The sequence below is a fragment of the Cupriavidus nantongensis genome, from assembly GCF_001598055.1.
GTDB classification, from domain to species: Bacteria; Pseudomonadota; Gammaproteobacteria; order Burkholderiales; family Burkholderiaceae; genus Cupriavidus; species Cupriavidus nantongensis.
In genome coordinates this window covers 2,440,593-2,465,624 of record NZ_CP014844.1, presented here as the reverse complement: position 1 = coordinate 2,465,624, position 25,032 = coordinate 2,440,593, and the positions used below count along the sequence as shown (strand labels likewise).

At 57.7% G+C, this 25,032-nt stretch carries 22 protein-coding genes and 1 pseudogene; 8 read left to right on the top strand and 15 right to left on the bottom strand.

All coding sequences use genetic code 11. The annotated features are described in order from the left end of the window. Positions 1-60 precede the first annotated feature (60 nt). A complete protein-coding gene (locus tag A2G96_RS11435) occupies positions 61-1,488 on the top strand; it encodes an NAD-dependent succinate-semialdehyde dehydrogenase (RefSeq protein ID WP_062794397.1) in 1,428 nt (475 codons plus the stop codon). Between the two features lie 257 nt (positions 1,489-1,745). Here A2G96_RS11435 and A2G96_RS32400 read toward each other — a convergent pair whose 3' ends face one another. The 6 genes from A2G96_RS32400 to A2G96_RS11405 form a co-directional block, all read right to left on the bottom strand. Further along, the gene (locus A2G96_RS32400) at positions 1,746-2,111 is read right to left on the bottom strand and encodes a MarR family transcriptional regulator (protein WP_224040759.1); all 366 of its coding nucleotides are present in this window, start codon (positions 2,109-2,111) and stop codon (positions 1,746-1,748) included. Between the two features lie 387 nt (positions 2,112-2,498). After that, positions 2,499-3,023 carry a gamma carbonic anhydrase family protein gene (locus A2G96_RS11425; protein ID WP_043355330.1) on the bottom strand — a complete coding sequence of 175 codons (525 nt, stop codon included), beginning with the start codon at positions 3,021-3,023 and terminating at the stop codon, positions 2,499-2,501. A 127-nt stretch (positions 3,024-3,150) separates the two neighbouring features. After that, positions 3,151-4,410 carry a glycolate oxidase subunit GlcF gene (gene glcF / locus A2G96_RS11420; RefSeq protein WP_043358198.1) on the bottom strand — a complete coding sequence of 420 codons (1,260 nt, stop codon included), beginning with the start codon at positions 4,408-4,410 and terminating at the stop codon, positions 3,151-3,153. A gap of 10 nt (positions 4,411-4,420) precedes the next feature. Further along, positions 4,421-5,494, bottom strand: a complete 1,074-nt coding sequence (gene glcE / locus A2G96_RS11415; protein WP_062794395.1) for a glycolate oxidase subunit GlcE — start codon at positions 5,492-5,494, stop codon at positions 4,421-4,423. 1 nt (position 5,495) lies between these two features. After that, positions 5,496-7,007, bottom strand: a complete 1,512-nt coding sequence (locus A2G96_RS11410) for an FAD-linked oxidase C-terminal domain-containing protein (RefSeq protein WP_043355338.1) — start codon at positions 7,005-7,007, stop codon at positions 5,496-5,498. Between the two features lie 332 nt (positions 7,008-7,339). Continuing rightward, entirely contained in the window at positions 7,340-8,221 is an 882-nt protein-coding gene (locus A2G96_RS11405) for a LysR substrate-binding domain-containing protein (protein ID WP_043355340.1), read from the bottom strand. 472 nt (positions 8,222-8,693) lie between these two features. Here A2G96_RS11405 and A2G96_RS11400 point away from each other — a divergent pair, with 472 nt between their 5' ends. The 4 genes from A2G96_RS11400 to A2G96_RS11385 all read left to right on the top strand — a co-directional run bounded on the left by A2G96_RS11400 (position 8,694) and on the right by A2G96_RS11385 (position 13,750). After that, a complete protein-coding gene (locus A2G96_RS11400; protein WP_043355342.1) occupies positions 8,694-10,298 on the top strand; it encodes an FAD-binding oxidoreductase in 1,605 nt (534 codons plus the stop codon). Positions 10,299-10,332: 34 nt separating this feature from the next. Further along, on the top strand, positions 10,333-11,556 hold the full coding sequence (locus A2G96_RS11395) for a CaiB/BaiF CoA transferase family protein (protein ID WP_043355344.1): 1,224 nt from the start codon (positions 10,333-10,335) through the stop codon (positions 11,554-11,556). Positions 11,557-11,614: 58 nt separating this feature from the next. Next, positions 11,615-12,601, top strand: a complete 987-nt coding sequence (locus tag A2G96_RS11390; protein WP_043355346.1) for a Bug family tripartite tricarboxylate transporter substrate binding protein — start codon at positions 11,615-11,617, stop codon at positions 12,599-12,601. Between the two features lie 129 nt (positions 12,602-12,730). Next, positions 12,731-13,750, top strand: a complete 1,020-nt coding sequence (locus A2G96_RS11385; RefSeq protein WP_043355348.1) for a LacI family DNA-binding transcriptional regulator — start codon at positions 12,731-12,733, stop codon at positions 13,748-13,750. Positions 13,751-14,107: 357 nt separating this feature from the next. Here A2G96_RS11385 and A2G96_RS11380 read toward each other — a convergent pair whose 3' ends face one another. After that, the gene (locus tag A2G96_RS11380; protein ID WP_043355349.1) at positions 14,108-14,551 is read right to left on the bottom strand and encodes a MarR family winged helix-turn-helix transcriptional regulator; all 444 of its coding nucleotides are present in this window, start codon (positions 14,549-14,551) and stop codon (positions 14,108-14,110) included. Positions 14,552-14,702: 151 nt separating this feature from the next. On the opposite strand from A2G96_RS11380, the pseudogene aceE reads away from it, so the two are divergent. From aceE to A2G96_RS32395, 3 genes and pseudogenes are all read left to right on the top strand, one after another. After that, a pseudogene (gene aceE, locus A2G96_RS11375) lies at positions 14,703-15,065 on the top strand (pyruvate dehydrogenase (acetyl-transferring), homodimeric type); the annotation flags it as partial. A gap of 109 nt (positions 15,066-15,174) precedes the next feature. Continuing rightward, positions 15,175-16,491: a cytochrome P450 gene (locus A2G96_RS11370; RefSeq protein WP_081201625.1), complete on the top strand. Its 1,317-nt coding sequence runs from the start codon at positions 15,175-15,177 to the stop codon at positions 16,489-16,491. Positions 16,492-16,511: 20 nt separating this feature from the next. Continuing rightward, on the top strand, positions 16,512-16,733 hold the full coding sequence (locus tag A2G96_RS32395; RefSeq protein WP_196765233.1) for a ferredoxin: 222 nt from the start codon (positions 16,512-16,514) through the stop codon (positions 16,731-16,733). A 173-nt stretch (positions 16,734-16,906) separates the two neighbouring features. Here A2G96_RS32395 and A2G96_RS33235 read toward each other — a convergent pair whose 3' ends face one another. From A2G96_RS33235 to A2G96_RS11335, 8 genes are all read right to left on the bottom strand, one after another. After that, positions 16,907-17,509, bottom strand: coding sequence for a helix-turn-helix transcriptional regulator (locus tag A2G96_RS33235; protein WP_124684263.1), 603 nt, complete (start codon positions 17,507-17,509; stop codon positions 16,907-16,909). Positions 17,510-17,630: 121 nt separating this feature from the next. Continuing rightward, positions 17,631-18,746 (bottom strand): acyl-CoA dehydrogenase family protein, encoded by a 1,116-nt coding sequence (locus A2G96_RS11365; protein WP_043355352.1) that lies wholly within the window; start codon positions 18,744-18,746, stop codon positions 17,631-17,633. Between the two features lie 11 nt (positions 18,747-18,757). Continuing rightward, entirely contained in the window at positions 18,758-19,939 is a 1,182-nt protein-coding gene (locus A2G96_RS11360) for an acyl-CoA dehydrogenase family protein (RefSeq protein WP_043355354.1), read from the bottom strand. Positions 19,940-19,968: 29 nt separating this feature from the next. Then, on the bottom strand, positions 19,969-20,706 hold the full coding sequence (locus A2G96_RS11355) for an enoyl-CoA hydratase/isomerase family protein (RefSeq protein ID WP_043355356.1): 738 nt from the start codon (positions 20,704-20,706) through the stop codon (positions 19,969-19,971). A gap of 7 nt (positions 20,707-20,713) precedes the next feature. Beyond that, a complete protein-coding gene (locus tag A2G96_RS11350) occupies positions 20,714-21,454 on the bottom strand; it encodes an enoyl-CoA hydratase/isomerase family protein (RefSeq protein WP_043355358.1) in 741 nt (246 codons plus the stop codon). Further along, positions 21,451-22,719 (bottom strand): CaiB/BaiF CoA transferase family protein, encoded by a 1,269-nt coding sequence (locus A2G96_RS11345; RefSeq protein WP_043358200.1) that lies wholly within the window; start codon positions 22,717-22,719, stop codon positions 21,451-21,453. Before A2G96_RS11345 ends, A2G96_RS11350 begins: the two co-directional genes overlap by 4 nt. 13 nt (positions 22,720-22,732) lie before the next feature. Next, on the bottom strand, positions 22,733-24,148 hold the full coding sequence (locus A2G96_RS11340; protein ID WP_043355360.1) for an aldehyde dehydrogenase family protein: 1,416 nt from the start codon (positions 24,146-24,148) through the stop codon (positions 22,733-22,735). Continuing rightward, entirely contained in the window at positions 24,148-25,017 is an 870-nt protein-coding gene (locus tag A2G96_RS11335) for a VOC family protein (RefSeq protein ID WP_052495072.1), read from the bottom strand. Before A2G96_RS11335 ends, A2G96_RS11340 begins: the two co-directional genes overlap by 1 nt. Between the last annotated feature and the right edge of the window lie 15 nt (positions 25,018-25,032).

Genomic DNA, 25,032 nt, shown 5'->3' with positions numbered 1-25,032 from the left:
CGACCTCCGTCACAAGCACAGAATTTCGTAGCTAACCTCTTAGTCATTGGAGTACACGCTGTGTATCCAGAATTATCCCTTTACATCAATGGCGAATTTCTCGGCATTGAAGGCCGGCGACACCAGGACGTAGTCAATCCTGCGACGGAGGAGGTCGTTGGGCGACTGCCGCTCGCCACCCGCGAGGACCTCGACACCGCCGTCGAGGCGGCTCATCGAGCTTTCCTGACGTGGCGCGACTCATCGCCTTTGGAACGCAGTGCAATCTTGCGTAAAGTTGCGGAGCTCGCCCGTCAAAGGGCGCCGGAAATCGGCCGCAACATGACCATTGACCAGGGGAAGCCTCTGCACGAAGCCGTGGGCGAAGTAACGGTTTGTGCAGAGCATGCGGACTGGCATGCAGAAGAGGCTCGGCGGATCTACGGCCGCGTGATCCCCAGCCGCAACCCTAACGTCCGCCAGCTCGTGCTACGTCAGCCGGTCGGAGTCTGCGCAGCCTTCACCCCTTGGAATTTTCCCTTCAATCAGGCGATCCGGAAAATCTCTGCCGCGCTTGGCGCAGGCTGTACGATCATTCTGAAGGGACCAGAAGAGACACCGAGTGCCGTGCTGGCGATCGCTCAACTGTTCCATGATGCGGGCCTTCCTCCTGGTTGCTTAAACATTGTATTTGGCGTCCCGGCGGAGGTGTCAGCACACCTCATTGCATCTCCGCTGGTCCAGAAGATCTCCTTTACGGGGTCCACTGCTGTTGGCAAACAACTAGCAGCTCTAGCAGGATCCCATATGAAGCGAATCACTATGGAGCTTGGTGGTCACTCCCCTGCAATCGTCTTCGACGATGCGGATGTCCATACCGCCGCCGAGATGCTTGCAAACTACAAGCTGCGAAACGCTGGTCAGGTATGCGTCTCGCCCTCCCGCTTCTTCGTCCAGCGCGGGGCTTACGATAGGTTCCTCAGGCGTTTTACGGACGTCATTGGCGCAGTGCGGGTCGGCAACGGTATAGACAGCTCGACACAGATGGGACCGCTCGCAAACCAACGCCGTGTTGCTGCAATGGAAGGGTTGATTGCCGACTCCAAAGCGCGCGGCGGAAAGGTTGTCGTGGGAGGGACCAGGTGCAGCGACACAGGACATTTCTTCGCGCCCAGCGTCGTTATAGACATTTCAGACGACTCCATGCTCATGACTTGCGAGCCATTCGGCCCTGTCGCCCCGGTTGTAGCGTTCGACGATCTGGATGAGGTGCTGGCACGGGCGAACAAACTGACTTACGGCCTGTCGTCTTACGTGTTTACCGAGTCAGCGAAGACAGCGCATGCTGTCTCTACCCGCCTTGAGGCCGGCATGGTCAACATCAACCACTTTGGAAGCGCTCTCGCCGAAACACCGTTTGGAGGCATTAAAGATAGCGGTATCGGGAGTGAGGGTGGGACCGAGACGTTCGACGGCTATCTCGTCACGAAATTTGTAACTCAAGTGTAGATCGGGGGCCGCAAAGGGCGATACGTCGCCCTTTCCCCCGAAGCTACGTTCCCAGTCAGGTTTTGGCGCCTAAGTGAGTGTTAGGCGCCTTTTTTATTAGCGTATAGGTCGCGGCAGTGCGCCCCATATTGGGCGATGCGGTTGCTCTCGGCGACTCTGACAACTCCCTGCATGGCTCCGCAGTTGCAGCGCAAGCGCGGCCGGCTAGCGATAAGCCTTCTCGAATCGTGTCGTCTTCCAGGAAGATTTCGTTGGTATTACTCGTGGTCCAGCCACGGTTCTCTTTTGAACATCTTATCGATGATGGGGAACATCGCGATCACCGTCTGCAACTCCTCGGGCGTCAATCCCTCCATGCGCTTGCCCAGTGCCGCCGTCCGCTGTGCGGCCAATTTGCCGGCCACAGCCCGGCCTTCATCAGTAATCTGAATCATGTTGTTGTACGAGCCGACGGGTGCGGAGCGCGCGATTAACTCGGCGTCGACCATCCGCCCGACAATCTGCGTCATCGTAGGCAATCTGACGCCTTCATTCCTGGCCAGATCGCTAACTCGCATCGGCCCTCTTACGAGCAATGCACTAAGAACAGCGCTCTGCGCGGGGGGCACGTGGGCCGCTCTCATTTCCCGCCGCAGCGCTACAACGATCCGCATCAAGCGGGGTCTAAGTTCGTCCGCAAGCATTTCAACCGTAGGTTCTGTCATGTCTACAAAAAGGGGGCAATCACTGAGCAGATGATATAACGATTCAGTGAAGAATGATCGCGCGAAGTACCTGGAGGCACCGAGTCGATATGGTCCGACTGGTGAGGGTAGCGACCACGCAGACAGCGGCGGCGCGTGAAGGGGTTCTGTGCCTGTGGCCGGGTAGCAACTCAAGGCCGGGCCTTGTCGCGTTCGTTCGCGATGGCCGGAGCACCAATCTTGATGGAGAGGGATGACGAGACGAGGCGCTGGCTGGCGCTCTCGTCTCAAGGCGTCGACGCTTGATCCGCCGACGCGCGGAGCTTGCTAACTCAGCTTGACCAGGTCCTTCTTGTACGTCTTCGCCTTGTTAATGTAGTCGTCAGCGTTCTTCTCGATCGCAGCTTTGACTTCCTCCGTTAGTTCACGTACCTGCTTTGCAGGTGTGCCCATGACCAAGCCTCCTGCCGGGAAGTTCTTGCGCTCGCCGATCAAGGATCCGGCCCCCACGAGGCATTGTTGTCCGAGTTCGGATCCATTCAGGATCACAGCCTGAATGCCGACCAGACTACGTGCTCCGACCTTGCAACCGTGAAGCATCGCCTGGTGTCCAATGGAGACCATCTCGCCTACCTCGACGGGAAAGCCAGGATCGGTGTGCAACACAGCCCCCTCCTGGACGTTCACGCCTCGCCTAATCGTGATCTTTTCATTGTCGCCGCGGATCACAGCGCCGGGCCAGATGGACACGTCTTCGGCGATTTCCACGTCGCCGATGATTACCGCATGCTCGGATACATACGAGCTCGGATGAATTGTCGGTTCTTTCTCTCCAATTCGATAGATCGCCACAAAATGCTCCTCTTATCTTGATGTGACTAACTTTTCGCCGACCGCGTTACTTGCAGGAGGCGAAACACTACTGCATGGGCCGCTCTCGCAGCCCGTGCCGACTTCGACGCCGTTTCTTGCCCTGCCGCTAGATAAATACTTGTTCCTCTGGTTGGACTGCCGGCTCGATTGCATCATCCAGTACCTCGATCCAGTGCTTTACTGGCGTGGGCGTTCCACTTTGCAAATGCTGGATGCAACCGATGTTCGCGGACACGATGCAGTCAGGTTGCTTCTCGCTCAGATGCTCGATCTTGCGGTCTCTGAGCTGGAGTGAAATTTCGGGCTGCAGAACGGAGTAGGTGCCGGCTGAGCCGCAACAAAGGTGACTCTCCACGCTGGCACGATGAACGGAAAAGCCCAACTGTCCCAGATGCTCCTCCACCACTCCCCGCAGCTTCTGGCCGTGTTGCAGCGTGCACGGCGGATGGAACGCCAAGGCCGGCTTGTCGCACGCTTTGACTTTGCCGCGCAGTCTTGGCAGAAGTTCAGGAAGCAATTCGCTCAGGTCGCGGGTCAACTCGCTAACCCGAGCTGCCTTCTCGGCGTACTCCGCGTCATGCTTTAGCAAGTCGGCGTAGTCCTTCACGGTCGCGCCGCAGCCGGACGCGTTCATGACAATTGCCTCGACTTCACCGCTGGAAATCGCCGGCCACCAGGCGTCGATGTTTCTGCGCATATCATCGAGGCCGCCCTTGTGATCTCCGGTGTGCAGCCGGATCGCGCCACAGCAACCGGCTCGAGGAACACTTACAACCTGAAAGTCGGCTGCATCGAGTACCCGCGCGGTCGCAGAATTGATGTTCGGCATCATCGCCGGCTGCACACAACCTTCGAGCATGAGCACTTTCCTGGCGTGGCGGCGCGTTGGGCGCTGACCCGCAGGTCTGCTCGGCGTAAGCTTGTTGGCGAGCTTGGAAGGAAGTAGCGGCCGAACCATTCGGCCAATCTTCATGGCCGGCAAGAACAATGGCGAAGTTAGCCCCTCACGCAGCAGCCAACGCACCGCGCGGTCTTTTGGCGGACGAGGAATTCGCTCATCGACTAGCTTCCGCCCAATGTGAACTAGCTTGCCGTACTCGACACCGCTGGGACAGGTGCTTTCACAGTTCCGGCACGTCAAGCAGCGGTCTAGATTCTGTTGGGTGCTTGCTGTGACCTCTTCCCCCTCAAGCAACTGCTTCATCAAGTAGATGCGTCCCCGGGGTCCGTTACGTTCATCGCCCAGAAGCAGGTAAGTCGGACACGTTGCCGTACAAAAGCCGCAATGCACGCACTTGCGCAGAATCTCTTCGGCCTCCGCCCCTTCTGGAGTGTTGGCAAACTCATGACTTAGTTTTGTCTGCATATGGAGCCCCTTACAGGCCGGGGTAGAGTCGACCAACATTGAAGATGCCATCGGGATCAAACGCTTGCTTGAGATTGCGATGAATCTCGAAGAGCGCATCGCTCGGTGGCGTGAACACGCCGCTCCTATGATGCGGATCCCTGAACAGCGTGGCGTGACCACCAAGCGATGACGCCATTTCCCGAACGTCCTCGATGGGATCGTCGGTGTATAGCCATCTCAATGCACCACCCCATTCAATAAGCTGATTCGCGGCCAAGAAGGGTTGGGAGACTGCCGGAACGGAAACACGCCAGAGAGGCGCGTCGCTCTGTGAAAAGAAGTCGTGGCGGTGGTCGCGGACGGCATCCCACCAGGACAACGCTTCGTCTGGTTCCAGCTCAGTCCCGCCCAAACGCTTTCTGGCTTCCGTGACAGCAGAGGCTGCACCACTCAGTCGGAGGAACAGCTTTCCGTCGTGCCAGGCACTCGCATTGACTGGCAATGCTTGCCGAGTCAGCCCGTTTAAGAGAGACAACGCCCCTGCTTCGTCGCGTTCAATGAACAGGGTGATCCTCGATGAATGAATGGGCAGAACCTTCAGCGAGACCTCACAGATAACACCGAGTGTTCCCATTGAGCCCGCCAGGAGACGCGAAACGTCATAACCGGCAACGTTCTTCATCACTTGCCCGCCGAATGTCAGAAGCTCGCCTTTGCCGTTAATCATGGTCGCGCCGAGAACGAAGTCCCGAATGGACCCTACCCCGACGCGTGCTGGCCCGCTCAGACCTGCCGCGACCGCTCCTCCGACAGTACTTCCTTTAGCAAAGCGTGGCGGCTCAAAGGCAAGGTACTGATTGTGCTCGGCCAGCACGGCCTCAAGTTCTTCTAGCGGTGTGCCTGCACGAGCGGTGACAACCAGCTCAGACGGTTCATAGCTGCAAATTCCGCTGAGGCGCCGGACATCACACGGTTCACCCGACGGCTCTTCACCGTAGAAGCATTTCGTACCGCCGCCAACGATGTTGAGAGAGGTCTTCGTTTTTCTTGCATGCAGGACTGTCTCAATCAGATGAGACACTTCCGTGGGGATCGTCGTCATTCTAGAACCTCGGGATTTCTGGATGCGGCAGCATCCCACGCCGAACAGTCATGCGACCATATTCGGCACATCGATGCAGCGTCGGAATTACCTTCCCAGGATTCAAGAGCGATTGCGGATCGAATGCACGTTTCAGCGCAAACATTTGTTCTCGCTCTGCGCCTGAGAACTGAACGCACATTGAGTTCAGCTTCTCCACGCCCACACCGTGCTCTCCGGTCACCGTCCCGCCAAGCGTGACGCTTGTTTCCAGAATCTCAGCGCCGAATTGCTCCGCCTGGTGCAGTTCTTCGGGATTGTTGGCGTCGAAAAGGATCAGCGGATGTAGATTCCCGTCGCCGGCGTGGAACACGTTCACGCAGCGAAGCCCATAGCGCACCTCCATCTCGCTGATTGCTCGAAGGATCGCAGCGAGACTCTTGCGAGGAATCGTGGAATCCATGCACAGGTAATCCGGGCTCATGCGCCCCGTCGCGGGAAATGCATTCTTTCGCCCGCTCCAGAAACGAAGACGCTGCGCCTCGTCCTGACTTGCTTCAAGACGAGTGGCCCCGCTGGCGGTGAGGACGGCATTCATCTTCACAATCTCGTCCTCGACCTCCAACGCCGTCCCATCACTCTCGCACAATAGGATTGCGGCCGCGTCCAGGTCATAGCCAGCATGCACGAAGTCCTCTACGGCGGCGGTCATCGGCTTGTCCATCAGTTCCAGGCCGGCTGGGATGATGCCGGCCGCGATGACGTTGGCTACGGCGTCACCAGCGGCTTCGACGGTGTCGAAGCTTGCAACGATGCATCGCGCAAGTTCTGGCTTAGGAATTAACTTGACGGTGACTTCCAATGTCACTGCGAGCATCCCTTCACTGCCTACAACGACGCCGAGCAAATCGAGCCCAGGGACATCAAGGGCTTCCGATCCAAACTCTATCGCCTCGCCCTGAATGGTGTATCCCCGTACTTTCATTACGTTCTGCAACGTGAGTCCGTACTTGAGGCAATGGACGCCTCCGGAATTCTCGGCCACGTTTCCACCGATCGTGCAGGCAATCTGGCTGGACGGATCGGGGGCGTAGTACAGCCCATACGTAGCGGCTGCCTCACTGATTGCGGCGTTGCGTACACCGCATTGGACCACTGCGGTACAACTCACAGGATCTACCCTGACGATCCGGTTAAAACGAGCGAGCGAAAGGAGCACGCCCATCTCATGTGGGAGCGCACCGCCTGACAATCCCGTGCCTGCGCCCCGAGCCACGACGGGCGCACCGAGCGTCTTGCACGTTCGCAGAATGGCAACAACCTGCTCTTCTGTTTCGGGAAGCACCACGACGAGCGGCTGCGCCCGATAGGCCGTAAGGCCATCGCATTCAAATGGCTGGGTGTCCTCGCGCTGCGACAGGATAAGGTCCCTAGGCAGCACGCCTTCTAGCGCGGAAACCACTTCCGCACGCCGGGCTTCCCTCCGCTCAGCGTCAGTAGGATGTGCCAACCAGCCGTCACGCGTCGCATTCATGACTTTGCCCTCCTGGTGCGATGAAGCTGCGTCGTGCTGTGCCGGTCTATTGGATAATCAGTGCGGAGCGACGGCGCGACCGTAGCGAGCCGGCGAACCGCGCAATCAGCCTGGACGGATGCTGCAGCTCCAAGGCGGAGCGTTGCTTCCGGGCGCTGAGGCTCAAACGTTGAGCGATGAATGCGATGCATTGTGTGGGGAGGTTCTAATACACTTCTGTCAAAGGCGTCGACGAGACGCCATGACTTGACTGTAGACAATCACGCGATATAGCAGGTTGAGAGTTATTTGCGGTTGAGTTGCAGAAAACTTGATTGCCGTGTTTGGGCCGCTCAACTTAGCGAGTCGGTGAGCCACTCCATAAAGGCGGCGCACTCCCATCTCTCCAGGGCCCCAGGTTCCCAGCATAAGTAGTGCGCCATCGGTGAAGGCACGGATCGATCCGATATGCGGATGAGTCGCCCCCCCTCTAGCCATGACTGCGCCATACGGGTCCTCACTAGTGCCACGCCGAACCCGCACGCGGCTGCGTCATAGAGAAGCCCTAGATCGTTGAATTGAGCGCCCACATGCGGCTCCGTTCTCGTCAATCCACATGAGGAGAACCATGTCGTCCAAGGCTCAAGCGGGCTACGTATCAGACGCGCCTGGTCGATTTCACCCGCCATTTCGAAGCCTTCGAAGGGGCCGAACTCGTTGAGATAGGTAGGGCTGCAAGCCGGCGCCACCTCCTCCGAGAGAACGACGCGATGATCGACGTCCGCATATCCGCCGGCGCCGTACCGGATTTCCAAATCGGATGGCTCGGCTGTGACGTCCAGGAATGGGATGGAGACCTGCAAGATAAGGTCGATGTCCGGATACTTGTTGCGGAACAGTTCCAGTTTGGGCATCAGGAACTGCCTGGAGAAAGTTGGGGTCACCGCGACCCGCAGTCGCGTGGAAGAGGCTTTTCCATTTTTGACCGGCATCTGCTGTAGCGCAGCGAGGCCGCTTCGGACATTCGCCAGGTACGCTGCACCATGTGCAGAAAGCGTGAAGTCACTCCGCCCGAAGAGTTCAACACCGAGGTGAGATTCAAGCTGGCGGATTCGATGACTCACGGCGCTGGTTGTTACACACAACTCGTCGGCGGCACGTGTGGCGCTCCGAAGCCTTGCAACCGTCTCGAAGGTGACAAGACATTGAATGGGCGGGATGTGTTGCAGGGCCATATCTTCTCTCCGTTTGGTGGGCTACCCAGGGCGGATATGCCGCATGTCATCGCTTGAGGCCTAGGGAGCGGCCACACTTCTTGCTGCTCTGTCGCTCGAGCACCATGCCAACGCTGCAACGAGCAAGCGCCCCCAGATTGCTTGCTCAGGATCGACTCACTGGGTCCTCAGGCAAGGACGTACGTGACGCCCTGCAAGGGAAGACCACCAAGTAAGTCGCTCTCCAACCCACAGTGACCTCGCCGCGGGAAGGTCTCTTAGCGATCCGATCTCTTCGTCGACTCCTGCTCCAACCCATGGCCGCGACTGCGTTAACTGCTTGACATTATGCCGCACCAATCTAAACTTATGTAATCGATTGCACGCAGTGCTGTTTTCGCCTCATCACCGTACTGGCATTGGTTATTTACAGTCTCTGATGCAGGTTACCGTAACGTATGTAATCGATTACCACATCACACAGGAGGCAACAATGCAGGAACGTCGTCGTAAGTTTTACGGGTGGGGCTATGAGGGTGACACCGTCACGCCGGACGAAATCCGGGAGTTCGAGGCAGCGTGGACACGCTTGCTGGGTGTCGAGCACTTCGAAGCGACACCTTTTCCGACGCCCGAAGAAATTTCGCTGCGCAAACCTCGCGTACAGCTGCCCGCGTCGCTTCGCGAAATCTGCACAAGCGATCATTACGACCGCCTGTATCACACCTACGGCGCGGGCACCATGGATGTTGCGCGCGCAATGCGCCGGGAATTTTCCAACCCGCCGGACGTCATCGCCTACCCGCGCACTGAGCAGGACATCGTGGACCTGTTCGACTGGTGCGGGCGCCAGAACGTTGCTGCAGTTCCGTACGGCGGCGGCACCAGCGTCGTGGCCGGCGTGAATCCGCCCGAGCACGATCGTTACCGTGGCGTGGTGTCCATCGACATGAAGCACTTCAACAAAGTGCTGGAGGTAGACCAAACATCGCAGGCCGCGCGCATTCAAGCGGGCGTCCTTGGCCCGGAGCTGGAACGACAGCTCAAGCCCACCGGCCTGACCATGCGATTCTTCCTGCAAGCGTGGGAGTTCTCGTCACTGGGGGGTTGGATCGCAACGCGAGCAGCAGGCCACTTTGCGACCGCGTTCACTCAGATCGACGACCACGTCGAGAGCATGCGAGTGGTAACGCCCCAGGGTGCCATTGAATCCCGACGTTTCCCGGTATCGGGTTCGGGACCCAATCCGGATCGACTTTTCCTCGGCTCCGAAGGCGCACTGGGCATCATTACCGAGGCGTGGGTCAAGCTTCACCGCCGGCCGGTCTTCCGCAAGCAGGTGACCGTACGTTTCCGTGACTATGCGCGCGCTGTCGAGGCCACACGGGTACTGTCTCAATCTGGACTGAACCCTGCCAATGCCCGCCTTGTGGAACGCGAAGAAGCCTTGTACACGGGTTCGAGCGACGGCAGCTATGACATTCTCGTGCTGGGATTCGAGTCCGCCGACCACCCGGTCGAGGCACGCCTGAAGCGAGCACTGGAAATTTGCGCGGAGTGCGGCGGCGAATGGGACGATGATCCGGTCAGCGGAAACCAAGGTGGTGCGGACGCTGCGACATCGAGCTGGCGAAACAAGTTCCTGCGCGGCCCATACCTGCGCGAGTACGCCATTGCTCGCGGCGTCATGCGCGAGACCATGGAAACCGCGTGCACGTGGGACAAGTTCGCCGCTCTTCACGCGCACGTCAAGGCAGAAACGCATCGGGCCATTCGCGAAGTTACCGGCCGCCCGGGTTCGGTGACTTGCCGCTTTACCCACCTCTACCCTGATGGCCCTGCGCCATATTTCACGTGGTTTGCCTATGGCGATAAGGCTCGATTGCCCGAGCAGTTCCAAGCGATCAAACGCATTGGAGAGCAAGCCATGGTGGACGCAGGCGGTACGGTGACCCACCACCATGCGCTTGGTCGGGACCATCGCCCTTGGTACGACAAGGAACGGCCGGAGCTGTTCTGCACCGCGCTAAAGGCCGCCAAGCAGGCCTTTGATCCGCACCAGGTCTTGAACCCTGGCGTGCTGTTCGACCCGAGCTAATTAGTTAGAAACTCAAAAAAGAGGAGTAGGAGATATGGCAGGCCCCCTTGCAGGTATCAAGGTCCTAGACTTGAGCCGGATCCTTGCTGGACCCTGGAGCACGCAACTATTGTCCGACCTGGGCGCTGACGTGATGAAGGTTGAGCGTCCCGGCACCGGCGATGACACGCGAGCTTGGGGCCCGCCGTTCCTTACTCGTGAGGATGGCACGACGACGGAAGAGTCGGCGTACTTCCTTTGCGCCAATCGCGGGAAGCGTTCGATCACTCTGGATGTCAGCAGCAAGGTCGGTCAGGATTTGCTGCACGAGCTAGTCAAAGATTGCGACGTCTTCGTTGAGAACTACAAGTTCGGCGATATGCAACGTTACGGGTTGGACTTCAAGACCCTGAGTGAGATCAATCCTCGGCTCGTCTACTGCTCCATCACCGGCTTCGGGCAGACGGGCCCATACCGCAAGCGGGCTGGATACGATTTCGTGGTGCAAGCCATGGGCGGGCTGATGAGCATCACAGGCGAGCGCGACGGCGTCCCCGGTGGCGGCCCGCAAAAATGCGGGGTGCCCATATCGGACTTGATGACTGGCATGTATGCAAGCGTTGCAATTGTCAGCGCGCTATTTGAGCGAGTCGGCAGTGGCCGCGGGCAGTACATCGATATGAGCCTGCTGGATACGCAGGTGGCGTGGCTGGCAAACCAGGCCTCGAACTATTTGGTGGGCGGGAGCCACCCGCGTCGTTGGGGCAACGCGCACCCCAATCTCGCACCTTATCAGTCATTCCCTGCAAGCGATGGCTCTCTGATCGTAGCAGTCGGTAATGACCGGCAGTTCCGAGCCATGTGCGAAGCGCTGGGTTTAATCAATCTTCCGGATGATGACCGCTATCGACGCAATGCGGATCGTCTAAAGAACCGTGAAAGTCTTGTGGAGGTGCTCTCGGCTCGCTTTGAAGAAGAAGAGAGAGACACGTGGCTCAAACTGCTGGAATCGGTCGGCGTACCTTGTGGCCCGATCCAGAGCATTCCAGAAGCACTGGAGGATCCCCATATCCGGGCGCGTGAAATGGTTTTCTCTTTGCCCCACAGCAGCGGTGCAAGCGCGCCCCAGGTTGCGAACCCTATCAAGTTCTCTCGCAGCAGTATCGACTACCTTCGCGCGCCCCCAGCGCTGGGCGAACACACTGAAACCATCCTGAAAAATGAGCTCGGGAAGTCTGTGGAGCAAATTGAGGCAATGCGCCGCGATGGGACGATCTGACGTGTAATCCGCCCGACCACAGTGATCACCATAAAGATCACGTTCAAAGGAGACAGACATGCATCGATTGCTACGAATTGCGGGGGCATTAGCCGTTTGCGGAGTGACACTGACCATCGGTCTGGCCGCCGCCCACGCTAAGGAATGGCCGGTCCAGCCGATTCGGGTCGTTCTTCCATATCCCCCTGGCGGCGCCTCAGACGTGACCGCCAGGCTCCTAAGCGCTAAGCTTAGCCAGGCATGGGGAGAGTCTGTTGTTGTGGAGAACCGGCCTGGCGCAAACGGCATCATCGCTAATGAAGCCGTTGCGAAGGCGCAGCCTGACGGCTACACCGTGCTGATGGCCAACCTTGGGCCGAATGCCATCAACCCGGCCGTATACGGGAGACTTCCTTATGACACGCTGAAAGACTTTACGCCAGTTGTCTTGGTGACAAAGGTGCCGCTCATTATCGTCACGGCAGCAAATTCGCCGGTGAAGGACCTGCGCCAACTGGTCTCATTAGCAAAGGCCAAGCCAGGACAGATTACCTTTGGATCTGCAGGCAACGGTTCGGGCAGCCATCTGGCCGGGGAACTCCTTAGTACCATGGCTGGCGTCAAGATGAACCACGTTCCCTATAAGGGAGACGCGCCTTCGCTCACAGACGTGCTCGGTCAGCAGATCAATGTTGCCCTTCCCACCGCGCTTGCTGGAATGCCACATGTCAAGAGTGGAAAACTCAGGGCTCTTGCGGTCACGAGCAAGACTCGATTGCCGGCACTGCCCGATGTGCCGACGGTAGATGAAGCGCTCGGGATAAGCGGATACGAAGCCGTTTCTTGGGGTGGATTTATGGTGCCGACCGGGACCTCACCAGCCATCGTTGCTAAGATGAACAGCCAGTTCAACAAAGCCCTTCAGGATCCGGAGGTCCGCGACAAGCTGATGGCTCAAGGCGCGCAGATCGCAGGCGGCACCCCGGAAGCATTCGATGCGTTTCTGCGCACCGAAGTTACGAAATGGAAGCGCGTGGCTGATTCAGCAAAGGTCCGGCTCGACTAGCCCTCACCGGGAATGCCGGTCCGTCGTCGGGATACCCCCCGACGACGGAAACTGCCTGTGGACTACCAAGGTCGTTACAATGACGGCAGTCGGCCGATATCCCAGGCTGAAGATAACCGCTGATCCGATATGGTGAATGTCAAGCAAGTCGCCCTCCTCGCCGGCGTTTCCTCGGCAACAGTCTCCCGTGCACTGACATCGCCGGATCGGCTGCGACCTGACACGCTGGAGCGCGTGCAGAACGCCATCGCAAGCCTCAACTACGTCCCGTCTTCCTCGGCTCGGGACCTGCGTCAAGGGCGCACGCGATCGGTCGGCATCATTGCGCCGACACTGATGAACGAGCTTTACGCGAAAGCGGTCGATACCTTAGAGGCGCAGCTCGATCGGCTCGGATACACCGTTTTATTGACGTGCCACCGGGACGACAGTGAGACAGAACTACGCTGCGCGCGCGCGCTTTTGGAGCGCAGAGTCGACGGAATCGCCATTATCGGGTCACAGCATCACCCTGACGTCTTCTCGCTAATCCACAAGCATGCCATTCCGTATGTCCTAATGTGGGCCGTCGATCGTGAGGGTATGCATCCCACGGTGGGATATGACAATCGCTTGGCGATGCGCAGGTTGACGAGCTATTTGGTCAAACAGGGACATCGAAAGTTTGCCGTCCTCCCAGGGCCACTAGAGACTCAATTTCTCTCCTCTCAACGACTTCTGGGCATCCAAGACGTCCTCAGTGAGAACGGCATTTCGATACCCGACGACCGCATTCTCCCGACACCGTACGAAGCATCTGCCGTCCGGCAAGCGGTTCGGACCTGTCTCGAGCGTAATGACTCGCTGCCGCATCAGGAACAGCCGACTGCCCTGATATGCATCAATGACTTCGTTGCTGTGGCAGCGATCGCGGAGTGCCGCACATTGGGACTATCGGTTCCGAGCGACATCTCAGTTACAGGCTTCGGCGACTGGCAGATGGCGGAACTGATGACGCCCGCACTCACGACCGTACACTCGAATCCCGTTCTGATTGGCGAACTTACTTCTCGTAACCTGGTTGATCAGATTGAAGGCGGGTCCAAACGCATTCAGACCGAGTTCGAGCCTGACCTTGTAGTTCGCGAAAGTACGGCGCCGCCCCAATAGTTGGTGAGCCAAACTACGTTTTGTCGCTACGGACGGAACTCAGCCGTCGCTCTAGCTAGGCCCTCACCGGGCACAAAGCGGTCGAAGCATACGTTGTCCAGCTATTAAATGAAGCGTTGCAGACAACGTTCTGAGGGAATTCTTCAGTCATGCGGGGCGCCTAATGGATATCAGTCTCTGCTCCATCCTGATGTCCGCTTAGGGTGGGCCGGTAAGCGCCGGTCATGCCACTGACCTTTGATTGAGGCGTCAGGGTACCGCCGTTGCCAACTAAGTCGAACGTGTCCCAAAAAGCGGACACATTCGTCCCCTCCGGCGCGAGCCAGAAGCGTCACCGCACGAAAAGGGAGTTCGAACCTATTTCGGCCACCCCGCTTTGGCTGCCGCCGCATCCAGCGCACGAGAAAATCGCCCGATGTCTTCCGGCCGGAACTCGGCCAGAAACAGTTCTTTGACCGCCGCCTCGTAGATGCCCCACATCTTCTTGCGCAAGGCCTTACCTTGCCGTGTGACGGACACGAACGCGGCGCGGCCGTCTTCCTCTGACCGGATACGGGTCACCAGCTCTTCACGCTCCAGCCGGTCAATCAGGCGAGTCAGGTTGTACCGCTCGATGGCAAGCACATCGGCCAGCTCATGCATCCGGCGGCTTTCCTCCGGCCCGCTTTCAATCCCCCACAGCACGTCGTACCACGCGTAGACAGGCAGTCCAGCCTCGGCAAGACGCCGATCCACCTCACGTATCAAGGCCCGGTGCGACCGTACAAACGAAAACCACAAATCCGGCTTCTCAGTCGACATGGTATCTCCAATAGTTGCAGTTGCAATTATGCCGCAGAGCGCTCACAATGCCCAGACGATTGCAACTGCAATTTATTTGAAGCGCAATGGCCACGCCTATCCGACCGGGCCTGATGCGAACCGAAGCCCCGTCAATCCCATGGAGACAGAGATGAATGCCCCGGTGTTGCCGCTACACGTATTGCCGCTGGATGTGGACCCGCAGGAAACCCAGGAATGGATTGAGGCCCTGGCCGCCGTGACCGAAGTGGAAGGCCGCGAACGCGCCCACTACCTGATCGGCCGCCTGCATGAATCGGACGCGGCCCGACACGGGGATTTCCATGGCGCAATCACGACGCCCTACGTCAATACGATTGCCGAATCGGGCGAGCAGCCGTACCCAGGCGACACCTCGATCGAGCGCCGACTGGCCGCCATGGCGCGCTGGAATGCCATGGCGATGGTGTTGCGGGCGGGCAAGCACTCCAACGTCGGCGGGCATATCGCCACATATGGGTTCTCCGCTTTCTTCTGATGTCTACGGGTCGACCTTCGATTCTGTTGTTGAGGGTAAACCCCCCTTTGCGCCACATAGGTAGGCTACCTAACATTAGCCACCAATCGCCCTCGGAGATATTTCCATGACGGAGTCGCCTGCTCCCACCCCTTCCTCCAACCCATCTTCCGCGGTAGAAGGGCGCTGTCCTTTTGATGCGGCTGCGAACGAGCCGAAATCAGCGTGTCCTTTTCACGCTGAGGGCGACAGCGGCGGAATCCCAGATTTCCCCCCTAAGCGCGTAGATCCCTTGGCGCCGCCGCCGGTGTTCTTCCAGATGCAACAGAAGGGCGAATTGGCACAAGGTAAGCTTTGGGACGGAAAGATCGCTTGGCTTGTCACGCGTTATGACGATGTTCGCGCTGTCTTGTCGGACTCTCGCTTTAGCTCCGACGTCTCACATCCGGGATTTCCCTCTTCCAGCGCCGCAGTAAAGGTTGTTCGGAGTAGTAACCGGACCTTCATTACCATGGATGAACCCAAGCATTCAGAGCAACGGCGGATGCTGACCAGCGAATTCACGATCCGAAAGATCGAGAATCTGCGGCCGCGACTTCAGGCCATCGTGGACAAGCTCTTGGAAGATTTTGCGATGGGGCCGCAGCCTTCTGACCTGGTTAGCGCCTTTACATTGGCGACACCAGCATTGGCTATCTCAGAGTTGCTTGGTGTTCCATACGACGATCACGACTTCTTCCAAGAACAGGCGATGATCATGACGTCGAGCACCGCGACGAGGGAAGAGGCTAGCGCCGCGAATCAAGCGTTGTGCGAATACCTGCGTGAACTGGTGGCGAAGAGATCCGAAAGCCCCGGGGAGGACATCCTCAGTCGCCTTATCGTTAATCATGTACGGAAGGGCGATATCACTGAAACAGACGTGGTCTCGCTTGGAAGGCTTCTGCTGATTGCCGGGCACGAGACGACGGCAAATACGACGTCGATGGGGGTGCTCTTCCTACTTCAGAGGCCGGACATCTGGGAAGAGCTTCGCCAGAATCCAAGCCTCGTTCCAAACGCGGTGGAGGAGATGCTACGCTTCCTGGATGTCATACAGTCCGGGACGCGACGTGTCGCACTGGAGGACGTTGTCGTGAATGGGCAATTGATCCGAGCCGGTGATCCCGTTGTCGTGCTTAGTATTTCCGCAAATCGCGACCAGGAGCAGTTCAAAGATCCCCACGTCTTTGACCTCCGCCGTGATGCCCGGACACAGATCGCATTCGGATACGGCCCGCATCAGTGCATGGGACAAGTTCTCGCCAGAGTCGAAATGCAGATCATGTTCACCGCCCTACTGAAGCGCCTGCCGAATCTTCGGCTGGCCGTGCCCATCGAGAGCCTCGCGTTCAAGAGCGATTCGCTCATGTATGGTGTTAGGGCACTGCCCGTTAGCTGGTAAATCCACTACGGCGAATCACGATGAAAATCACAATCTATCCCGAAAAATGCTGCGGTTCCGGCCAATGCGTCGTCAATGCGCCGGATCTGTTCGACCAAAAGGATGACGGAATCGTCATTCTTTTGAATGCCGATCCGTCGGCCGATCAATACAAAATCTGCACGCTTGGCTGCTGGGATCTGTCCGGCGTTGGCAATCGAGATTCACGAGGCTCTCTGATGATTCCCCTAAGCAAATCGTAGTCATCGGGGCAACGGCCGCCGGCATCACGGCGGCACGAGCAGCCTGCGCGCGCGAGGCTGGGGCGGATGGTACTTCCATCGCAAAAGAGGGCGGCCTGCCCAACGGCCGCCCATCTCTTTCGAAGCGGTTGATGGCTGGCAAACGTTCAGTAGAGCTCCTCTAAATAGATCGCCTAGCGGGCATAAAATTTCATTCCGCAAATAACATCTGCCGAAACTTTAAATCTATTATAGAAAGATGACTCAAAGTCATAGGATTGGCTCCACCCAATTCTGTTCGAAATATCCGGTATAGATCTTTCCAGTCCTGCCAATTCGAACAGCGAACGCATAAGCCGCTGCGTGTTACATATTTCCGTGAAGCAATTGCCCTGGCTGAAGAGGGTCCGCCTGACTCTCGAGGATGTTGTCTGCAAACTATCCGCTATATCTGCAATATTCCAAGCTTCCTTTGGATTCATAAACACCGACAATGAAATTGCCTCCCAAAGCGGCCTGGAATCCCACAGATCGTGCATTGGTTGATCACGCACCACAGAATAACTAGTTACATCCAGATCGAAGCTGCAATGCGAGCTCTTAAAAATAGAGCCGCCCAAGAACAGACTCGCAGGAGAAAAAGCGGGGAGCTTCACGAACTTCCCCTCTTTAATTACGCGTGAATAGCCTTGTCGGATGATTATCTGCTCGCCACTCAACGAAGTCACTTTCATTGGAATTGGAAGAAAAATATCATGGATCCCGACTTGGCTTCGTGACTGAAGTTGCGTCTGCATCAATTACGCTACTATCCCGGTCCGATACTATGAGCAGCGCGAGGATGTACCACCGCGCTGCCGGAAACGATGAGGGTCACCCGCCATCGCAATTCATCGAGCACTTACTCTTCGCGGCGCCTTAGGCAGCCTTGTCAAGCTCGGGATGCATGGAGTCCGACATCTGCGCCAGATGATGCAGCGTATCTCCGAACACCGATTCCATTTGGGTAAGGCGTCTAAAATAGTGGCTGACGATATACTCATCCGTCATTCCAATCCCACCGTGCAATTGCACGGCCTGCTGGCCGACGAATCGCATCGACCCGCCCAACTGATATTTCGCTTGTGCCATGGCGCGACGTCTCTGGTTCGCCGGCGCGTTGACGTTGAGCGAGGCGTAGTAGCTCATAGACCTCGCGAGCTCTAGACTCATCTTCATATCTGCGACGCGGTGACGCAACGCTTGGAAGCTCGCGATAGCGACGCCGAACTGCTTGCGCGTCTTCATGTAATCCACCAGAGCCTCCAGGGTTACGTCCATCACGCCCACGGCCTCTGCACACGTCATTGCAATGCCAAGATCCACGGCATACGACAGGCAATCCTGGCCTTCGCGGGTGACTAGCGTGCCCGGCGCCTTCGACAACGTCAGCTCCGCGGCGCGCGAGCCGTCGACAGTTTGATAAGGGTGTACCAATACACCTGGGGCGGAGCGCTCCACAAGGAACGCTCCGAGAGTGTCAGCAATCATGGCGGGTACAATGTACGCAGCAGCATGATCGCCAACCGGCACGAGGCTCTTACTCCCAGTAAGCTCCCAACCTTCCGCCGTCTCGACTGCTCGCGTCTCGCACGTATCGATGCGATAACGATTCGCGCGCTCCTGCTGGGCCAGTACGACCAGACTTTCTCCAGAAGCGATCGTAGGCAGCCACGCCGCACGTACGCTTGCTTCGGCGTAGTTCGACAGCACTGCACCCGCAAGTAGAACTTGCGCCAGCGGTTCGAGTACGATGCCCCGCCCCAGTTCCTCCATAACCACCATAACGTCGACCGGCCCCATACCGACGCCGCCATACTCTTCTGGGACGTAAAGTCCAGTCAGCCCAAGCTCCGCAAGCTCCGAATACGCGTCCGGGGAAAATCCGCCGCTGCTCTCGGAACTGCGACGGTGCTCAAACGTATAGCTACGCTTTACCCACTTTCTTACTGCATCTCGCAGTTGGTCCTGGTCGTCAGTGAATTCGAAATCCATGCTCTACTCCTTTATCCGAGGACCACTTGCGAAACAATGTTACGCTGCACTTCATTGGAGCCACCGTAGATAGTGGTTTTCCGCAGATTAAAATATGTCGCGGCAAGCGGAGCGTTCCGTCGCTCTCCACCTGGGAACTCGCCATCCCACTCCGTCAACATAGCGTCTTGAATAAATGGGAGGCTATAGGGACCTGCAGCCAGCATCATCAATTCACTGTAGCGCTGTTGAATCTCACTGCCTCGGATTTTCAGTAGGCCTGCGATATCCAATGGATTCTTCCCGGATTTTTCTGCCGAGATAACGCGAAGAACCAGCATTTCGAGCGCGATAATATCTACCTCGAGCTTCGAAACCTCGTCTTTGAAACGAGGGTCGTCCATCATGCCTTCTGCAGCCGCGATTCGCTTCAGGCGTCGGAGCTCACGCTTGGCACGCCCGACTTCTGCAATGTTCGAGCGTTCGTGACTGAGAAGGTGTTTGGCATAGGTCCAGCCCTTATTTTCTTCGCCAATCAGGTTCTCAACGGGGACCTCAACATTGTCGAACCAGACCTCATTGACCTCGCACTCGCCGTCCAGCAGCTTAATGGGCCGAACCGTGACGCCAGGCGAACGCATGTCAATGAGCAGGAAACTGATCCCTGCCTGCGGCTTCCCTTCTGTATTGGTCCGGACGAGACAGAAAATCCACTCCCCGTACTGAGCCAACGTGGTCCAGATCTTTTGACCATTGACTATGTACTTGTCTCCCTTTCGCTCCGCTCGTGTCTTGAGCGAAGCCAGGTCGGAACCCGATCCCGGCTCGCTGTAACCCTGGCTCCACCAAACATCGCCCGTCACAATGCCGGGCAAGAAGCGCGCCTGTTGCTCAGCGTTACCAAATGCCATGATGACTGGTGCCACCATGACAGGCCCATAGGGCACGAGTCGCGGTGCTCCTGCCAACGCGCACTCTTCCTCGAATATGTGCCGCTGCACTGGTGTCCAGCCCGTGCCGCCGAACTCGACTGGCCACTTATACGTCAGCCAACCCTTTTTCCCCAGAATTTGGTGCCAACGCTGCATATCGGTGCGGGATAGCTGCAGTCCGTTGTGCACCTTGTGCGAGATCTCCTTCGGCAAATGGGCGTCGATCCACGCATGTACCTCTTTTCTAAATTCCTGCTCTTCTTCTGTGAAATTCAGATCCATTTCTCAGTCCCCTACTGTGTTAGTTAGTCCTAGCGGCCCACGAAAACGGGAGCGCGACGCTCCTTGGCCGCCAACGCCCCTTCCCGGGCGTCTTCACTCCTGGCCAGCATCTGAGCTTGGTACTGGGCGCTATAGCCTGCCTCAACCAGTCCTACCGGAATCGAGTGTCTCGCCGCCTGTTTGAGGAAACGCAGTACCAGCGGCGCTGCGCTCGCAATCTGACGCGCTGTCACTAGAGCTGCCTCTGTTTCGCTTCCTGGTTCACAGAGTTCGTTTACGAATCCGACTTCATAGGCCCGTTGGGCGGATACCGGGCGCCCGGTCAACATGAGCTCCATCGCGATCTTGTGGGGAATCCGACCGACCAGCGAGCTAATCAAGCCGGCTGCCATGCCTAGGCGACCTTCGGGATAAACGAAGGTCGTTGCCGAAGTCGCTACACAAAGATCGCAGAATGCAAGCATCGATACGCCCGCCGCTATCACGGGGCCATTAACCGCTGCAATAACCGGCTTTCCAATGTCAAATGCGACATTGGGAATGGCATGCCAAAAGGAATCCGGTGGATCGTTCGTGTCGAGGCCTGCCGTAAACACCGACCCCTCTGCACGTAGCAGGGCAACGCGATCCTCTGAGCCCGCGAAGTCTTGCCACGCGTCGTGCAACGCGTCGCACATTTCCGAGTTCAGCGCGTTTCTCTTATCCGGCCGATTCATCGTAATGACCCGGACGAAATTTTCTGATTCGATTTTTATCAACTCGGCCATGGCGTTCTTAACGCTTCTTGTTCAGGAAGGATTTGAAGATTTCCTGAGTGGCTTCGGTATTCAAGAGTTCGGCGAACATCTTCACTTCCAGGTCGAGCGCAGAACCCACAGCGGCACGATTCTCGTGGTTCAACATCCGCTTTGTCGCGCGTACCGAAGCCTTGGGAAGCTTTGCCAGTTCGGCAGCCGTTTCGCGCGCCCGTGCAAGGGCTTCCCCGTCCTGCGTCAGCGACGTCAGAAGCCCGGCATCGAAAGCTTCTTCTGCATCAAAGAACTTTCCAAGCATCAACCACTCACGTGCCTTCCGGACACCTACCAGCGATTCGAGCAGGTAGCTGGATGCGCCCTCGGGGCACAGACCCAGCGATACGAACGGCATGCGGAAGCGCGCATCTTGGGATGCGTAGGCAAAATCGACGTGTTGCAGCATCGTGGCGCCGATTCCAATCGCCAGTCCCTCGACTGCTGCGATTAGCGGCACATCGATCGCGGCCATCTTCCGGAGAAGCGTGACAGCAGGGGAATCTTCATTACCCCGCCGGGTCTGGAAATCATTGATATCGGCACCGACAGTGAAGTGTCCGCCCGCACCATGCACGATGACTGCGGCACATTCCTTGTCCGCGTTGGCCTCATCCAGAAGACGGGTCAGTTCCTGGTACATCGCGGCGCTGATCGCATTGCGCTTTTCTGGACGCGCAATGCAAATCTCCAGGACGTTTCCGACATTATTAGCTTGGATGCTCATGATTGCTCCTGAAGTGTCTTTTTTGACGTTTGGCAACTAATCACCCCACGTTCTTCGAGACCGGCGATGTGGTCCGCGGAAAGTTCTAGCAAGTCGGAAAGCACGTCTTCTGTGTGCTGACCGAGTTTCGCGGGCGCCCGAACGTAGTGCACCGGCGTTTTACTGAATTTGATGGGATTGGCGATGCCCCGTACCGAGCCGATACCTTTGTCAACCGGCACGTCGATCGCCATCTGACGGTGGATGACCTGTGGGTGAGCAAAGGCTTCCTTGTAGGTATTGATACGACCGTGCGGGATATCCGCTGCGGAGAACGCGGCAAGCCAATGCTCGGTTTGGCGCGCCGCAAGAACCGACGACACCTGCGCAATTAGCGCCTCTCGATTCCGAATGCGTCCGGATGCGGAATAGAACGTCGAATCCCGGGCCAGTTCTTTGGCGTCGATCGCTTGGCAAAAGCGTTGCCACTGGGAATCGTTCCCCACAGCAACTACCACCTTACCGTCTGCCGTATCAAAGACTTGATACGGTACGAGAGACGGATGCGCGTTCCCCCACCGGTGCGGTTCGGCGCCATTGATCAGGCACGACAATCCCTGATTCGACGACAAGCCAACCAGACAATCGAGCAGTGCCAAATCGATGTGCTGACCTTCTCCCGTGACATTCCTGTGGTTCAACGCGGCGAGGATCGCGACCGTCGCATACAGTCCCGTCGTCAGATCAGCAATGGCGATCCCGACCTTCTGTGGCCCACCACCAGGCTCGTCATCACGCTCGCCCGTTATGCTCATCAGCCCGCTTTCCCCCTGGAAAACGAAGTCGTAGCCGGGGCGGTCAGCGTACGGCCCGGATTGGCCGTACCCGGTGATAGAGCAATAGATCAGGCGCGGATTGATCTTTTTCAGACTGTCGTAGTCAAGCCCTCGACGAGCCAGATCACCAACCTTAAAGTTCTCTACAAAGATGTCGCACTCAAGAACGAGCTTACGGATCAGATCCGCACCGTCTGGGTTGGCGATGTCCACGCCAACCGATCGTTTGTTCCGATTTGCGGAAGCGAAGTAGGTGGAATCCTCAAGCACTTCCGCTTCACTCGTCATCGCATACGGCGGCCCCCACTGCCGCGTATCATCCCCTCGCGATGGGTGCTCAATCTTGATGACATCGGCTCCCATGTCGCCCAGCATCTGGGTACACCATGGCCCTGCGAGCACTCGCGTCATATCCAATACGCGAATGTTCCCTAGAGCTTGTTTCTGCATAAGAGACATCCCGTCATCCCTCGTTCATTTGGATAGATTTGTACTCGAGGAACTCATCCAAACCGACGTGACCCGCCTCCCGGCCAACACCGCTTTGTTTGAAGCCGCCGAAGGGCGCTACGGGGTTGAATCGGGCGCCGTTAATATCGACCTGTCCTGCACGAATCTTCTTAGCGGCGTCGAGTGCGAGGTCAGGATCGCCCCAAACGGCCGCCGCCAGGCCATACACCGTTGCGTTGGCGATGCGGATGCCGTCGTCGATTTCGTCGTAGGGAATCACGCAGAGCACGGGGCCAAACACCTCTTCCTTGGCCAGATAGTTATGTTGATCTGTGAGAAACACCTTCGGGCTGACGAAGAATCCTGCAGGCGGAACATCCTGGCCTGACGCGATGAGCGTGGCGCCCTCCGCTACCCCTTTTTCCGCTAGTTCCTGCACGCGGTCACGCTGCTTGCCAGAAATGAGCGGGCCGATCCGATGGCCTTCGACGAGGCTGGATCCGACAGAGAACTTGGCGAGTTCTTGCTTCACCAGGGCTTCGACGGCCGACACATCACGCGAGTGAACAATCAACCTGGTCAGCGCGCTGCAAGTCTGACCGTTGTTGAGGAAGCAGGAAGCGAGCGTTCCCTTGACGGCCACAGTCAGGTCCGCACCCGGCAATACCAAGGAAGGCGACTTGCCGCCCAATTCCAGCGTCACCTTCTTAATGGTCGACGCGGCCAAGCAAGACACTGCACGACCCGCTTCCGTGGATCCTGTGAAGCTAACCATGTCCACGCCGTCAGCTCGCGCCAACGCTGCGCCCACTACCGCACCCAAGCCGTTCACAACGTTCACCACGCCCGAAGGAAAGCCTGCGTCATTGATGGCATCGCAGATAAGGCGCGTTGTTCGGGGCGTCAATTCACTTGGTTTGAGCACGACTGTGTTCCCGGCCAGAAGCGCGGGCACCACCTTCAGAATGATCTGATGAAGCGGGAAATTCCATGGCGTGATACATGCCACGACGCCGAATGGCTCCCGGACGATGACAGATGGGCCCGTTCGCGATTGCCATGGAAATCCTTCCGCCAGCTTTACGAAGTTCCCAATGTTCCGAATGGGCGAGTCGACTTGAACGATGCGTGAGATCTTCAAGGGCGTGCCAACCTCAGCCGCGATAGCATCGGCCAACGACTCCTGCCGATTTGTGAGTTGGTCTTTTAGGCGATTAAGAATTGCGCATTTGTCCGACACGGATGTTGCGGACCAGCTGGCCAATGCGTTCTGCGCGGCACCCAAGGCGAGACCGACGTCCTCCTCGGTACCTGGAAGAATTTGGGCCGATACCAGGCCAGTATTCGGGTCCTCTACGTCGATGAGCTGTGTGCCAGAAGCACGGCGCCACGATCCCCCGATGTATTGCTGATCGAAGATCTCCGGCATCACGACTGCACCTCTGAAATCTCTTCGACTTTCTCGGGGCTACCGGACCATCCCCACGCCAACGAGGTTCGGGATACACCAAGTAGGACGCCATTCAGCGCGCTCGGATGGATCCAGAGGCCGTCCTGCTCGGGCTTGCCCGTGTCGGTCCTTCGGGTCCACTTTGCGTTGCGCGATTCGAGTCGCCTGATTACGTCCGCCAAATCATGCGTTTCGATGTAGCACATGTAAAGTGCGTCACCTCGCTTGCCCGAAAACCTGCCCATGGCAAAGGCGGGATCATGCGCTTCAGCCAATTCGATGCGATCGAGACGATCCGGCGCGAACATCAGCAGCGTGCCTTCATAGCCAAATCGCGCGAACGTGATGTCTACTGCCTTGTCGCGCTGCAGGCCCAGTTTTCGCGCGTAGCAATCCGCGACTTCTCGCCAGTCGGTGCTGAGAACCATGGTGAGCTCGTACAGAAACGACACAGGACCATTCGCTCGAACCCGCGCTGCCGCTTCGCTGACAACGAGTGGCATGCCATAGAGGCCGCCCGCGTTCAAATAGAGACGGCCGTCGGCTTCAGCAAATCGGATACCTTGCTCGGCAAGGAACCTCTGGCATTCAGCCAGGCTAGCTGTCGAGACCCCTCCAAAGAAGAGGCCTTCCCCGAAGCTATCAAGATGATCACTTACGACCCCTGCTCCCCGCGGGGTCCAAAGTTCGACCGTGCTTTCGCCGATTACCAGGCTACGGCCACGGGCATTCAGATGGTCGCTTGCAAGCTCATCAAGATACTGCGCCCCAAGTACTTCCCTGTAGTTCTGCTCTGCTTGATCGAGGTCGCGCACCGCAACGAGGATTCTGTCAACCGAGTTCAACATTGCTTCTTCCTTAAA

Bases quoted from the DNA above. Each gene is read 5' to 3' on its own strand.
- A2G96_RS32395 (WP_196765233.1), top strand. From the start codon at position 16,512: ATGAAAATCACAATCTATCCCGAAAAATGCTGCGGTTCCGGCCAATGC.
- A2G96_RS11405 (WP_043355340.1), bottom strand. From the start codon at position 8,221: ATGGCCCTGCAACACATCCCGCCCATTCAATGTCTTGTCACCTTCGAG.
- A2G96_RS32400 (WP_224040759.1), bottom strand. From the start codon at position 2,111: ATGAGAGCGGCCCACGTGCCCCCCGCGCAGAGCGCTGTTCTTAGTGCA.
- A2G96_RS33235 (WP_124684263.1), bottom strand. From the start codon at position 17,509: ATGCAGACGCAACTTCAGTCACGAAGCCAAGTCGGGATCCATGATATT.
- A2G96_RS11395 (WP_043355344.1), top strand. From the start codon at position 10,333: ATGGCAGGCCCCCTTGCAGGTATCAAGGTCCTAGACTTGAGCCGGATC.
- A2G96_RS11410 (WP_043355338.1), bottom strand. From the start codon at position 7,007: ATGAATGCGACGCGTGACGGCTGGTTGGCACATCCTACTGACGCTGAG.
- A2G96_RS11350 (WP_043355358.1), bottom strand. From the start codon at position 21,454: ATGAGCATCCAAGCTAATAATGTCGGAAACGTCCTGGAGATTTGCATT.
- A2G96_RS11345 (WP_043358200.1), bottom strand. From the start codon at position 22,719: ATGCAGAAACAAGCTCTAGGGAACATTCGCGTATTGGATATGACGCGA.
- A2G96_RS11360 (WP_043355354.1), bottom strand. From the start codon at position 19,939: ATGGATCTGAATTTCACAGAAGAAGAGCAGGAATTTAGAAAAGAGGTA.
- A2G96_RS11390 (WP_043355346.1), top strand. From the start codon at position 11,615: ATGCATCGATTGCTACGAATTGCGGGGGCATTAGCCGTTTGCGGAGTG.
- A2G96_RS11335 (WP_052495072.1), bottom strand. From the start codon at position 25,017: ATGTTGAACTCGGTTGACAGAATCCTCGTTGCGGTGCGCGACCTCGAT.
- A2G96_RS11370 (WP_081201625.1), top strand. From the start codon at position 15,175: ATGACGGAGTCGCCTGCTCCCACCCCTTCCTCCAACCCATCTTCCGCG.
- A2G96_RS11380 (WP_043355349.1), bottom strand. From the start codon at position 14,551: ATGTCGACTGAGAAGCCGGATTTGTGGTTTTCGTTTGTACGGTCGCAC.
- A2G96_RS11355 (WP_043355356.1), bottom strand. From the start codon at position 20,706: ATGGCCGAGTTGATAAAAATCGAATCAGAAAATTTCGTCCGGGTCATT.
- A2G96_RS11385 (WP_043355348.1), top strand. From the start codon at position 12,731: ATGGTGAATGTCAAGCAAGTCGCCCTCCTCGCCGGCGTTTCCTCGGCA.
- A2G96_RS11400 (WP_043355342.1), top strand. From the start codon at position 8,694: ATGCAGGAACGTCGTCGTAAGTTTTACGGGTGGGGCTATGAGGGTGAC.
- glcE (WP_062794395.1), bottom strand. From the start codon at position 5,494: ATGACGACGATCCCCACGGAAGTGTCTCATCTGATTGAGACAGTCCTG.
- A2G96_RS11340 (WP_043355360.1), bottom strand. From the start codon at position 24,148: ATGCCGGAGATCTTCGATCAGCAATACATCGGGGGATCGTGGCGCCGT.
- glcF (WP_043358198.1), bottom strand. From the start codon at position 4,410: ATGCAGACAAAACTAAGTCATGAGTTTGCCAACACTCCAGAAGGGGCG.
- A2G96_RS11365 (WP_043355352.1), bottom strand. From the start codon at position 18,746: ATGGATTTCGAATTCACTGACGACCAGGACCAACTGCGAGATGCAGTA.